Raw genomic sequence first — 12849 nt, 5'->3', positions numbered from 1 at the left:
GCGGGCCATGCGTCTTCCCAAGACGCCTCCGGCCCGCTCCCCGGTTCCTGGAAAACCCCAGCTCAGAAGGCGTCCGAGGGCACGTACGTCCCCCAGACCTCACGCAGCGCGTTGCACACCTCGCCCACCGTCGCCCGCGCCCGCAGCGCGTCCTTCATCGGGTAGAGGACGTTGTCCTCGCCCTCGGCCGCCTTCTTCAGGGCCGCCAGGGCGGCGTCGACCGCCGGCTGGTCACGCTCGGCGCGCAGCTTCGCCAGGCGTTCCGCCTGCTGGGCCTCGATGGCCGGGTCGACTCGGAGCGGCTCGTAGGGCTCCTCCTCGTCCAGCTGGAAGCGGTTGACGCCGACCACGACCCGCTCGCCGGAGTCGGTCTCCTGGGCGATGCGGTAGGCGCTGCGCTCGATCTCGGACTTCTGGAAGCCGTGCTCGATCGCGTTGACCGCGCCGCCCAGCTCCTCCACCTTGGCCATCAGCTCGATGGCGGCCGCCTCCACGTCGTCCGTCATCTTCTCGATGACGTAGGAACCCGCGAAGGGGTCGACGGTCGCCGTCACGTCCGTCTCGTAGGCCAGCACCTGCTGGGTGCGCAGGGCGAGGCGGGCGCTCTTGTCCGTGGGGAGCGCGATCGCCTCGTCGAAGGAGTTCGTGTGCAGCGACTGGGTGCCGCCGAGGACCGCGGCCAGGCCCTGGACGGCGACCCGGACCAGGTTCACCTCCGGCTGCTGGGCCGTCAGCTGGACGCCCGCGGTCTGCGTGTGGAAGCGCAGCATCAGCGACTTCGGGTTCTTCGCGCCGAACTCCTCCTTCATCACCCGGGCCCAAATGCGCCTGGCCGCACGGAACTTGGCGACCTCTTCGAGGATCGTCGTACGGGCCACGAAGAAGAAGGAGAGCCGGGGTGCGAAGTCGTCGACGTCCATGCCGGCGGCGACCGCCGTGCGGACGTACTCGATGCCGTCGGCCAGGGTGAAGGCGATCTCCTGCGCGGGGGAGGCGCCCGCCTCGGCCATGTGGTAGCCGGAGATCGAGATCGTGTTCCACTTCGGGATCTCGGCCTTGCAGTACTTGAAGATGTCGGCGATCAGCCGGAGGGAGGGCTTCGGCGGGAAGATGTACGTCCCGCGCGCGATGTACTCCTTGAGCACGTCGTTCTGGATGGTGCCGGTGAGCTGGGAGGCCGGTACGCCCTGCTCCTCGCCGACCAGCTGGTACATGAGCAGCAGCAGGGCCGCCGGCGCGTTGATCGTCATCGACGTCGAGACCTTGTCCAGCGGGATGCCGCCGAACAGCACCCGCATGTCCTCGACGGAGTCGATCGCCACGCCGACCTTGCCGACCTCGCCGTGCGCGATCGGGGCGTCGGAGTCGTGGCCCATCTGGGTCGGCAGGTCGAAGGCGACCGACAGGCCCATCGTGCCGTTGGCGATCAGCTGCTTGTAGCGGGCGTTGGACTCCGTCGCCGTGCCGAAACCGGCGTACTGGCGCATCGTCCAGGGGCGGCCCGTGTACATGGACGGGTAGACACCACGGGTGAAGGGGTACGAGCCCGGCTCACCCAGCTTTTCGGCCGGGTCCCAGCCCGCAAGGTCCTCAGGCCCGTAGACCGGTTCGATGGGCAGTCCACTCTCAGTAGATCGAGCACTGCCCGACTCGCGCGCCATGGTGTGATGCCTCCCGCTGAGTTACTGGCCAGTACAGACCGACCCTCCTGCGGACTGTAGCGGGGTGCGTGCAGTCGGTGGAGGGGAGCACGCTGGGAGCTTCCTCACAGCGGTTTTGCGGTCTCCGTCACAACCATGCACCGCCGTTCGCAACGAGTCATCCGCGGGCAGCATCTCAGGTGACACGCGGGGCTGTGGGTGGCCTCGGTGAGACGCCGGGGGGCGCTGTGCGTATGACGGGCATGGGGAGATCGATCGCCGCCGCGGCGGCTCTCGCGGCCCTGGCCGCCGTGTGCGGCTGCACCGTGGAGGGCACGGACGGCAAGGGGCACTCGCCCGTGCACATCCAGCTGCCGAGCAGCACTCCCTCCGGCAAGTCCGAACCGGACTCCGGCTCCGGCTCCGGCTCCGAGGACAAGCCGAGCGCGTCGCCCTCGACGGCCGGTCCCGCCGTGCTGTGGTCCCGCGGCGACTCCGGGGACGACGTGCGGGAACTCCAGGCCCGGCTGCGTCAGGTGGCCTGGCTCTACGACGGTCCGACCGGGACGTACGACGATCTGACCGAGGACGCCGTGAAGGGCTTCCAGGGCAAGCGCGGGCTGCCGAAGACCGGGCGGACGGACACCGTGACCTGGCAGCGGCTGCTGCGGATGACGCACGAACCCGGCAAGTGGGAGCTGTATCTGATGGGCGGTCAGCCCGCGGGCCCCGCCGATCCGCGGTGTCTGACCGGGCGGGTGCTGTGCATCGACAAGACGAGCCGCACCCTGCGCTGGATGATCGACGGGCGGACGGTGTCGACGATGTCGGTCCGCTTCGGCGCGACGGGCACGCCCACCCGCGAGGGCGTCTTCCACGTGTACTGGAAGTCCCGCCACCACTGGTCGACGCTCTACGACTCGTCCATGCCGTACGCGATGTTCTTCAGCGGCGGCCAGGCCGTGCACTACTCCTACGACTTCGCGGCCCGCGGTTACGCCGGCGCCTCGCACGGCTGTGTCAACGTCCGGGACGAGTCGGCGATCGCGGACCTGTACGCACAGGTGAACGACGGCGACAAGGTCGTCGTGTACCGCTGAGACCCGGAGGCCGGGAGAGAAGTGAGTGGGGCGCGGGCGGAACCGGGGGAACGTGTCCCGCCCGCGCCGATGCACGAGCCGTGGGTACGGGGGGAACCCCGGCTCTGTGCGACGGCCGATGACCAGTCGGCTCACTCAGTACTGCGCGGGTGGGGCCGAAAACGTTACTGGTGGGCCGAAGAAAAATTCCGCGAGCGCAAAACCGCAGGTCACAGCGCGCTGTAGGTCGGCTCGGGGGACGGGGTCGGTGTCGTCACCAGCTGCCTTGGCAGAAAGGGCGGGAGGGGGGACGGTGTGACGACGGGGCCGGGGGCTATGTGGTGGCCGTCGCCGTCACCACCCTGATCCCCCTGGTCGCCGCCCTTGCCGTTCTGGTCGCCCTGTCCGCCCTTGCCCTTGCCGTCCTTGTCGTCGCCGCGGTGCGCGCCTTCGGTGCCGGCGAGAACGTTCTTGCAGTACTTCCAGACGCGGGCCGCGCCGGAGCCGCCCGCCGCCCCCTCCAGGGCCCGCCTGCGGTCGGCGGTGAGTTCCCTGCCGTCGCGCACGTCCCGGCAGGCCGACGGGGCTCCGAGCCACCAGCCGCCGCCGGTGGCCCGCCCGTCGTCGGAGCCGGAGCCGGGCTTGGCCGAGGAGCCGCCGCCGGTCGAGCCGTGCGGGGCCGTCGGGCCGGAGGAAGGGGAAGTGGAGCCGTCCGGGGTCGGGTCGCCCAGGGCGCTGTTCTGCGAGGGCGACACGAGCGGGCGCTCGGGGCTCGCGCCGACCGACACCGAGGCCACCGGGCCGGGTTCGTCGTGGCCGAACGGCCCCGGAAGCACCCCGGTGGTCGCCGCGAACGCGGCACCGCCGACCATGCCGGCGGCCAGTACGGCCGTCAGCCCGAAGCGCGCGGGCCGGCCCCAGCGCGAGCGCCGGGGGGCCGGAGCGGAGCCGCCGATGCGGACGAGACCGGCATCGGACGTCCGGGGGCGGCCACGGTGGAGCCCGGCGGCGGCCTGCTCGGGGAGCGCACCGGCGCGCGCCGCGCGGAAGGCGGCCAGCGCGGCGGCCTCGCCGGGGAGTTCGGCGCTACTCAGGGGGGTCTCGACGATCAGCCCGTCGAGGGTCTTCGCGAGCCGTTCGGCCTGGTCGCGGGAGGCGGCGTCGACCGTGTCGAGTGACTCTCCGCGCAGCAGGAGCTCCGCTGTTTCACTGTCCAGCCACCAGGCGGGGGTCGGGCCCGCGGCGGAGCCGTCGGCGGACTCCGAATCCTCCGGAAAGGCACAGCGCTCGTCGGCCATCACATGTCCTTCTGCGTCCGCGCGACGCTTTGCGTCACACTCGCGGACGTCACCGCGCGGCCGCGCGGTTCCCTCTGGGGCGGCAGCCCGTCCAGGCCGACGCTCGATTCCGGATCCTCGCCGAGCAGTTCCGCGAGCCGCTTCAGACCGCGGTGCGCCGCCGTACGTACGGCACCCGGGCGCTTGCCGAGCGTCTCGGCGGCGGTCTTGGCGTCGAGGCCCACGACCACGCGCAGCACGACGGCCTCGGCCTGGTCCTGCGGCAGCCGGGCGATCAGCGAGAGGGTGTGGTCGGTGGCCAGGGACTCCATGGCCTCGCCGGCGGTGTCGGACTCGGCGGCCCTGCCGGTCAGTTCCGTTTCGTCGCCGCCGATCGCCGGGCGGCGGCCGCGCATCCGTATGTGGTCCAGCGCGCGGTTGCGGGCTATCCGGGCGGCCCAGCCGCGGAAGCGGTCCGCGTCGCCGCTGAACCGGTCCAGATCACGGGCGATCTGCAGCCAGGCCTCGGAGGTGACGTCCTCGGCGTCCGGATCGCCCACGAGCGTGCGGACGTACCCGAGCAGCCGCGGATGCACGGCTCGGTACACAGTCCGGAACGCGGTCTCGTTCCCGTCCTGTGCCGCAAGCACCGCGGTGGTCAGCTCCGCGTCGTCCCCCAGCACCCGATGGTTCCTCGTTCGATGGTCGCGGCGTCGAGGCCGCCGATCGTTTGCGATGGTCCGCGATGGTCGTTCGCCTCCCGCGCCCGGCGCGAAAGGCACGTTACGACCTGAAACCGCTGCTCGTCCATGTCCGGACACCATGCAACCACCTTGCGAGGGGGCTCACCGTACCCGGGGTGTGACAGAAACCGCACTCACGGCGCTGTAGAGAGTACGGGCCGCCGCGCGGCCCGACCGCGCGACGGCCGGGGCCTCTCCTGTGGGGGGTGGCGGCCCCGGCCGTTGCTTCGGTTTGAGGGTCTGGCCTGCGGCGATGCGACAAGATTCGTGACCGGCATGGTCCGGCGCGTGACCAACAGCCCGATACGTCGCACTTGATTCCAGCCGCACCGATGAGCTGAGCCGTTACGGACGCCGAGGTTCCTGAGCGTCCTGGGTGACGACCGCCCGGCTGTGGTCACCTGCCTGTCATCTCGATGACACCCGGTTGTTGACGTGCGATCCGTATGGTCGTCGCCCGAATGTCAACGATGACACCTTCATCAGGTGTCAGGAGGTGCGTGTCATGGGGCGTCCCGAGAGACCGGTGGACCCGGCAGCGGGGCCCGTTCAACGACTCGCGCATGAGCTGAGGGAGCTGCGGAAGGCCGCCGGCAGCCCCTCGTACCGGACGATGGCCAAGGCGGCGGGGTTCTCGGCGACCGCGCTGTCGCTGGCCGCCGCCGGTGAACGGCTTCCGTCCCTCGCCGTGGTCCAGGGCTATGTGCGCGCCTGCGGGGGCGACCCGGCCGGATGGGAGCTGCGCTGGAAGGCCGCCGAGGCGGAGGCCGACCAGGCTCCCGCGGAGTACACCGAGGACGCACCGTCGCCGTACCGCGGTCTGGCCCGGTTCGAGCCCGACGACCGGCATCTGTTCTTCGGCCGGGCCCGGATGGTCGACGAGGTCGGGCACCTGGTGTGCGAGCACCGGTTCGCGGTGCTGTTCGGGCCCTCGGGGAGTGGGAAGTCGTCGCTGCTGCGGGCCGGGCTGATCCCCCGGCTGCAGGAGGAGATCGCGGCGCGTGGTTGCCCGGCCGTCCTGCGGATCCTCACCCCGGGGGCCAGGCCGGCCACGACGTACGGCCATCTGCTGAGCCCGGCCGAGGACGAGCCGGAGAGCTGGGTGGTGGTGGACCAGTTCGAGGAGGTCTTCACCCTCTGCCGCGATCCACAGGAACGTTCCCGCTTCGTCGACCTGCTGCTCGCCGCCCGCGCCCCCGACAGCAGACTGCGCGTGCTGGTCGCCGTACGCGCCGACTTCTACGCCCGCTGCGCCGAGCACCGCGGCCTCGCGGACGCGCTGCACGGCGCCGGGCTGCTGCTCGGCCCGATGACGGCGGACGAGCTGCGGCAGGCGGTGACCGGACCGGCGCAGGCGGCCGGATGCCGTGTGGAGCGGACGCTGACCGCCCGCCTCGTGGACGAGGTGCAGGGCGAACCCGGCGGGCTGCCGATGCTCTCGCACGTCCTGCTGGAGACCTGGCGCCGCCGCAAGGGCCGGATGCTCACCCTGGCCGGGTACGAGGCCGCGGGCGGAGTGCGGGGCGCGATCGCGGCGAGTGCGGAGAAGGTGTACGGCGGGCTGTCCCCGGCCCAGGCGGGTGCCGCCCGGCGGGTGCTGCTGCGGATGGTCGAGCCGGGTCAGGGCACCCCCGACACCCGTCGCCCGCTCACCCGGGCCGAGCTGGAGGAGTGGGCGGACGCCGATGTGCGGGTGGTGGTGGAGCGGCTGACCCGGGCCCGGCTGCTGACCGCCGACGAGACCGGCCTCCAGCTCGCCCACGAGGCCCTGATCACCTGCTGGCCCCGGCTGCACGGCTGGATCGAGGAGGACCGGGAGCGGCTGCGGCACCACCGGATGCTCGCGGACGCGGCCCGGACCTGGCTGGAACACGAACGCGACCCGGGGGACCTGTACCGGGGCAGCCGGCTGGCCCGCGCCGAGGAGCTGTTCTCGGCCCCTGCGGCCGACCTCGCGCTGACGGTGCCGGAGCGGGCCTTCCTGGCCGCCGCGCTGGAGGCCCGTGCGGCGGAGCAGCGGGCCGCCGCCCGGACCGCCCGCAGGCACCGGTTCCTGACCGTGTCCCTGTCCGCCGTCCTGGCGGTGGCCCTGCTGACGGCCGTCGCCGTCTGGCGTGCCTACGACGACAACGAGCGCCGGCGCACCCAGGAAGCGGCCCGCCGGATCGCCGACGTCGCGGACTCCCTGCGCACGACCGACCCGCGCACCGCGCAGCTGCTGGGCGTCGCCGCCTGGCGCGTGGCCCGGCTGCCACAGACGCGGCGGGCGCTGCTGGGCTCCCTCGCCCAGCCGGAAGCGGACAGCTTCAGCGACCCGGAGCCGGGCGAGGACGCCGCGCGCTTCCTGACGGGGTCCGGCCGCACCCTGCTCACCGTCGAGGGGCGCACCTGGCGGACCTGGGACGTGGCGGACCACCGGCGGCTCGCCTCCGGGCGGCTGCCCAGCGACGGCAGGGTGGACGCGGTGAGCCCCGACGGGCGGCTGCTGGCGGTCCACGGGAGTGACGGGGTACGCCTGTGGGACACGGCCGCCGGGCAATGGCGCGGCGGCCTGCTGCCGGGTTCGTCCCTCGTGGGGTTCTCCGGGAACACCTATGTCGTCAGCGACATCGATGACACCGAGGTGCAGGTGCGCGCGGCCGCGGACGGAAGGCCGCTGTTCGCCACGCGGGCGGAGAACGCGCAAGTGGTGGCGGTGAGCGCGGACGGCCGGCTCGTCGCGTCCTGCCCCCTCAAGGGAGGCGCGCCACAGGTACGGGACCTGGGCGGCGGCGGACGCACGCTCCCCGGCGGCTGGGAACACGGCGGGGAGTTCTGCGGCCGGGACCAGTCGCTGCTCACCCTCGGCGGTGGGCGAAGCGAGCCGGGGGTCCCTCCGGCCGAAGGCCGGGAGAGGCTCGCCGCGCTGACCGCGGGCGGGGCGAGTGTCTGGGACGTCCGGTCGGGGCGGCACCTGGCCGACCTCCGGGACCCGGGTGTGCAGTACCTCTCCTTCAGCGCGGACGGAAGGTTCCTCGCGACCGCCGACGGCCAGGAGATCAGGGTGTGGCGGCTGGGCGTCGAGGCCCCGGTGTTCCGCCACTCCCAGAACAACCAGCATCTCTACGGCCAACTGGAGTGGGACCCGGACCGCCCGCTGCTCCGCTACCTGGAGGGCGGCACCGTGCACACGCTGGACGTCTCGGCCGCCACCACCTCCGCCTGGCGGGAGCAGCCGCTGGACAGGACGCTGCTCAGCCCCGACGGCCGCACCCTCGCCACCGCGCGGCGCATCGGCGACCACTACCGCGTCGACCTGCTCGACCCCCACGACGGCCGTCTGCTGCGCACCCTGCCCGCCCCGCGGCTCCCCGTCTCCACGGACCCCTCCGCACCGGTGTCCGCGCGGGACACCTTCGCGCTGCTGGCGTTCACCCCCGACGGCAAGGCGTTCGCCTATGGCGTCTCGGCACCCAGCAGCCTGACCTCCCGGCAGCCGCTCACCATCTGGGACCTCACCAAGGGCCGGGTGCGCGCCACGCTCGACCTGGCCGCGAAGGCGTCGACCGCGGCGGCGGTCACGATCGCCCTCGCCCCGGACGCCCGCACCCTCTACGCCGCCCGCACCGGCGCCGCCGCCCACCCGGTGGACGAGGTCTGGGACACGGCGCGCGGCCGCAGGACGGCCCTCCTGCCGGGCCTGTCCAGCAGCCACCTGGCCATCGGCCCCGACAGCCGTGTCCTGGTCGGTGACAACCGCGTCGCCGCTCTGCCCTCCGGCAAGGTCACCGACCACGACCTGGTCCAGATCGACGGCATCGGAGCGCTCGCCTTCGCCCCGGACGGCTCGCTGCTGGCCGCCGGGGACCAGTCGGGCCGGGTGGCGGTGTGGGACGCCGGTCTCCGGCAGAAGCGGGGGATCCTGGGAAGCGTCTTCCCCGCGCTCCCGGACGGAGGCGACGTGCTCACCGGCGACACCTCGGAGGGCGTGAGCGCGCTCGCGGTCAGCCCCGACGGCACCACGCTGGCGGTGGCCGGTGAGACGGGGAGCCTGCAGTTGTGGGACATCGCCACGCAGCAGCCGCTGGGCGGCCTCCTGACGACGCCCGGCGAGAAGATCGACACCGTGGCCTTCAGCGCCGACAGCGGCACGCTGTACGCGGCGAGCGCGCACGTTCCGCTCCAGCGCTACACCGTCGATCCGGCGCGGGCGGTGACGACGGTGTGCGCCCGGACGGGAGGCGGGGGGCTGACGCGGGCGCAGTGGCAGAACTACGTGCGGGACGTGCCGTACCAGCGGGTCTGCGGGGGTTGATGCACAGCCGGTTCACGGCTCCCCAAGCCGCGCACCCCGGCGTGGCGCCTGAGGCGTGGGCCGTATTCGTCCGCGCTCTCACCTGAGCCGGCGCGTGAGCTTCCGGGCCAGCGGTACGAGCTGATCGGCGCCGCCCTTCGACCCGGCGGGCAGCGTGGCGAGGGTGAGCACCCAGGTGCGGGAACCGGCGCGCCACACCACGTACGCGACGCTCTGCCTCGGCTGCAGCACCTCGGCACTCTCGCTGAAGCCGCCCTGCCCCAGCCCGTCGACCTCGGTGACCTTCACCTCGCTCATGCCCGCCGACGCGGGGTCGCGGACCAGGCGGTGCGAGGCGGAGACCTCGGCGTCGTAGGAGCGCGCGGACGGGTTGAGGGTCAGCAGGGCCGTCCCGTCGCCGGAGGCGTAGCTGCACGAGTCGCCGGCCGTGCCCTTGCCGGGTGCGAGGCGGGGAGCCGGCTTCGGGTTGGTCAGCACCTGCCGGGCGGCGGACCGGTCGAGGACGGCGCACAGGCGGGAAGGCGGCAGGGTCTTGGGCGAGGAGTCGACCGTGGGGGCGGGCGAGCTGCTGGTCCCCTGAGCGGCACGGCTGGGGGCAGCACTGGCCGCGGCCGGGGATGCGCTGCCCGTGGAGCAGGAGGTGAGCAGGCCGCACAGGAGGGCGGCGGCTACGGAAAGGGCGGTGCGGGACAGACGGCGCGGGTGCATGGTTGGGGGTTCCTCACGGGGTCCGAGGTCGCGAGAGAAGGAGGCCCGGCCCCGGTGCAGGTGCAGGAACACCGGGGCCGGGCCGGTCTGGGGTGTCAGCGCCAGATGTTGTAGGTGCCGTAGTCGTTGACCCGGAGGTTGGACTCCCAGTGGCCCCACTGGTAGTTGCCGTCCCACCAGTACCGCTCGCTGCCGTGTTCGCAGCCGGAGTGGTCGGTGCGGAAGGCGCCGACGAAGGTGCCCTGCGTCCAGCGGCGCTCCACCACCTGGATCGGCTGGGCGTACTGCCCCGGGCTCAGGTTCGTGCTGAAGGTGAATGAGGTCGTGGTGGACCCGTTGCGGCCGTAGGAGGGGGTGATGCTGGCGAGCACCTGGTTGAGCCAGGGGACCGGATTGCTGACGCTGACGCCGACCGACCACTGCCAGCCCGACGTCTTCGACTCCTGCCAGGCGTAGCCGCAGCTGGGTGCGTTCGTGGGGCAGCGGAAGGTGGGACCGCGCCACACCCAGTCCTGCCAGGTGTTGCCGGCCTGGGACTGGGCCTTGGCCCAGGTGGTGTCGCCCTTGCGGATGTTGTAGCCGTCCGGCTTCCAGCACCAGGTGTCCGCCGAGGCGGAGCCGGGCGAGGCCAGCAGGAGGAGAGGGGCGAGACCCAGGCTCAGCACCGGCGCCAGCCAGCGGCGGTGCTTGCCCTTCTTGGTCACTGTGGGCGTTGCTTCGGGGGTCGTCAGAGCGTGGGGGCGCACTGGGGTGGCTCCTTGCGGGGAATGAGGGGGGGAGGGTCTGGTGTGCGAGCGGTGTACGGCGGTCAGTGCCTGTTGACGACGATCAGGTGGTACTGGTCCGGGGTCGAGCGCCAGTCGCCCCACCAGTCGTCGTTCTGGCTCCAGCCCTCGCAGCTCCCTGCGCGGAAGGCCGTCAGCGAGACCCGGTCGCTGTTGGAGAACCACACGCTCGGGTAGTAGCTCGTCTCACCGGGCCGGCCGCCCGTGAGGCAGCGGTTCCACCGGTGGCCGTTGGGCTCGGTGACACTGATACGCCAGCTGTACGCGTCCACGCTCTGGTTGACGATCTCGACGCAGGCGGTGAAGACGGGGGAGTTGCAGGCGGGGTGGGGGAAGGGGCGCGGCGGCGGAGAGGTGGCGGCGTCGGCCCCGCCGGCGGCGAGGGTCAGCGACCCGCCCGCGAGGGCGACCACAGCCAGGGCGCCGGCGATTCTTTTACGGAGTGAACGGGACACGGCCCCGCTCCCTTCTGTCCGGTCGGGTTCAGGCAGAACCGAATCTCCGGGGTGCGGGGTTGATCAGCGAGTCGGGTGCGGGCCGTAATCAACTCGGGGAAGTCCTCCGCCGGCGGAGGCCCTGCTGACGGCGGTGAGCCGACTCGGCCGGTGGTCAGTTCCCGGTCTTGCCGCTCGTCTTGCCGGCGCTCTTCCGCGGCTTCTCGGACTTGTCGGACGTGTCGGCCTTACCGGTGGTGTCGGCCTTCGGGGTGTTCTCGGCCTTGGCGGTCTTGTCGTCCTTGCCCGGCTTGGGGGTGGCCGTGGACCTGCCGAGTTGCTCGGCGCAGTAGGCGGTGACGTTCGCCTCGCCGCCCGCGGCCGCGATCAGCCGCTGCCAGGCCGTCGAGTCCAGCGCCTTGCCGTTGCCGTCGAGCTTCTTCTCGTACGCCCGGCAGTGCGCCTCGGTGTCCTTGGCCGTCTCCGGCTGGTCCGGCCCGGCGTCGGCACCGGACGTACCGGAGGCCCGCGCGGAGGGCACGAGGGGTGCGTGCTGCCGCTGCCGGGCCGCTTTCCCGTCGTCGTGCGAGGAGCCGCCCACCGAGCCGATCGCCGCGAACGCGACACCGCCCATGGTGAGTCCGGCCAGGGCCAGCGTCAGCGTGGCCCGCAGGGAGCGGCGGGCCCGGGCGTGCTCACGCGGGCGCCAGTCGTCCCGGCGCCGGGTCCGCGCGCGTAGCGTCCCGGCGTCGCGGGCCGCCCGGAACGCGGCCACCGCCCGCTGCTCGGCGTCGGCGTCGAGCGCGCCCGAGCACATCGCGTCGGTGAGCAGGCTCTCCAGGACGGATCCGGCAGCCCAGTCCTCGGTGCCCGACAGGGTCCCGCCGGGGTGTACGCGCCGACGGCCGCCGCGGGCACTGCCGTCGCTCTGCCGTTCACCCATGTCCGTATCCATCCGTGTCCGACGGCCGGCCCTCGCGGCCGTCCCTGCCGTCGTTGACGTTCATTCCGTCATTGATGTTCATTCCGTCGTTGACGTTCGTTGCGCCGTCGACGTTCATTTCGACTCCCCCAGCGTCCTGGGATCCTCATTCGTCACACCTGGGGTGCCCAGCCGGGCCGCGAGGCGCTTCAGCCCCCGGTGGGCGGCCGTGCGCACCGCCCCGGGGCGCTTGCCGAGCACGCGTGCCGCGGCGGGGCCGTCGAGGCCGACGACGATGCGCAGCAGCACGGCCTCGGCCTGGTCGCGGGGCAGGCTGCGGACCAGTTCCAGGGCGCGCTCGGTGGAGAGCGCCTCCAGCGCCTGGTCGTAGGTGTTGTGGGTGCCGGGCAGCTCCAGCACGTCCTGTTCGAGCGCCGACGACCGGGGCCGTACCTTCTGCCGGCGCAGGTGGTCCAGGGCGCGGTGCCGGGCGATGGTCGCGGTCCAGCCGCGGAAGCCCGCCCCGTCGCCCTTGAAGCGCCGCAGGTCCCGGGCGATCTCCAGCCAGGCGTCGGACGCCACGTCCTCGGCGTCGTCGCCGACGATCCCGCGGAGATAGCCGAGCAGGCTGGGCTGCACGATCCGGTACGCGACCGCGAAGGCGGCCTCGTCCCCCTCCTGGGCCCGCGCGACGGCCGCGCCCAGCTCCCCGTCGTACGTCTGTCCTCGGCGGGGTCCGCGTCCCTGGCCCAACACTGTCCTCGTCGTCCGTACGAGTGATGCAAGTGGTACGTCAGAGACTGCGCCGCCCCTCACGGAAGTGTCACAGGCCGGCGCCGACACCCCAGCTGCCGCGCAGTGACGTTTGGTCAGAGCCGAGCGCTGTGTGTAAGTGCCATCTGTCCTGTGACAGGTGTGGCAGCCATGGTCTCTTTCTAGGGGTGGGGTTAGTGAGTCTTCGCGGTAC

11 protein-coding genes are annotated in these 12849 nt (G+C 72.6%); 2 read left to right on the top strand and 9 right to left on the bottom strand.

Annotated features, from left to right (window positions below; translation table 11 throughout):
* Positions 1-62: 62 nt before the first annotated feature.
* Complete coding sequence (locus ACWC1K_RS11075) at positions 63-1661, bottom strand: acyl-CoA mutase large subunit family protein (RefSeq protein WP_450830305.1); 1599 nt, start codon at positions 1659-1661, stop codon at positions 63-65.
* Positions 1662-1903: 242 nt separating this feature from the next.
* Between ACWC1K_RS11075 and ACWC1K_RS11070 the strand changes: the two genes are divergently transcribed.
* Positions 1904-2740 (top strand): L,D-transpeptidase family protein, encoded by an 837-nt coding sequence (locus ACWC1K_RS11070; protein WP_450830303.1) that lies wholly within the window; start codon positions 1904-1906, stop codon positions 2738-2740.
* Between the two features lie 209 nt (positions 2741-2949).
* Here the strand turns inward: ACWC1K_RS11070 and ACWC1K_RS11065 are convergent, their stop codons facing one another.
* Entirely contained in the window at positions 2950-4017 is a 1068-nt protein-coding gene (locus tag ACWC1K_RS11065; RefSeq protein ID WP_450830302.1) for a hypothetical protein, read from the bottom strand.
* Positions 4017-4679: an RNA polymerase sigma factor gene (locus ACWC1K_RS11060; protein ID WP_450749622.1), complete on the bottom strand. Its 663-nt coding sequence runs from the start codon at positions 4677-4679 to the stop codon at positions 4017-4019. Before ACWC1K_RS11060 ends, ACWC1K_RS11065 begins: the two co-directional genes overlap by 1 nt.
* A 565-nt stretch (positions 4680-5244) precedes the next feature.
* On the opposite strand from ACWC1K_RS11060, the gene ACWC1K_RS11055 reads away from it, so the two are divergent.
* Positions 5245-9033, top strand: coding sequence for an nSTAND1 domain-containing NTPase (locus tag ACWC1K_RS11055; protein WP_450830301.1), 3789 nt, complete (start codon positions 5245-5247; stop codon positions 9031-9033).
* 78 nt (positions 9034-9111) lie between these two features.
* Here ACWC1K_RS11055 and ACWC1K_RS11050 read toward each other — a convergent pair whose 3' ends face one another.
* The 6 genes from ACWC1K_RS11050 to ACWC1K_RS11025 all read right to left on the bottom strand — a co-directional run bounded on the left by ACWC1K_RS11050 (position 9112) and on the right by ACWC1K_RS11025 (position 12635).
* Positions 9112-9741, bottom strand: coding sequence for a hypothetical protein (locus tag ACWC1K_RS11050; RefSeq protein ID WP_450830299.1), 630 nt, complete (start codon positions 9739-9741; stop codon positions 9112-9114).
* Positions 9742-9836: 95 nt separating this feature from the next.
* Positions 9837-10487, bottom strand: a complete 651-nt coding sequence (locus ACWC1K_RS11045; protein WP_450830297.1) for a hypothetical protein — start codon at positions 10485-10487, stop codon at positions 9837-9839.
* A 62-nt stretch (positions 10488-10549) separates the two neighbouring features.
* Positions 10550-10981, bottom strand: a complete 432-nt coding sequence (locus ACWC1K_RS11040; protein ID WP_450830295.1) for a hypothetical protein — start codon at positions 10979-10981, stop codon at positions 10550-10552.
* Between the two features lie 154 nt (positions 10982-11135).
* Positions 11136-11903, bottom strand: coding sequence for a hypothetical protein (locus ACWC1K_RS11035; RefSeq protein WP_450830293.1), 768 nt, complete (start codon positions 11901-11903; stop codon positions 11136-11138).
* Positions 11896-12021 (bottom strand): hypothetical protein, encoded by a 126-nt coding sequence (locus tag ACWC1K_RS11030; RefSeq protein ID WP_450830291.1) that lies wholly within the window; start codon positions 12019-12021, stop codon positions 11896-11898. The genes ACWC1K_RS11035 and ACWC1K_RS11030 overlap by 8 nt, the downstream gene beginning before the upstream one ends.
* Positions 12018-12635, bottom strand: coding sequence for an RNA polymerase sigma factor (locus ACWC1K_RS11025; protein WP_450830289.1), 618 nt, complete (start codon positions 12633-12635; stop codon positions 12018-12020). The genes ACWC1K_RS11030 and ACWC1K_RS11025 overlap by 4 nt, the downstream gene beginning before the upstream one ends.
* Positions 12636-12849 lie beyond the last annotated feature (214 nt).

The sequence above is a fragment of the Streptomyces sp. NPDC001492 genome (genome assembly GCF_053597275.1).
The sequence above is the reverse complement of the archived record's forward strand: the minus strand, read 5'-3'. Positions and strand labels throughout refer to the sequence as shown.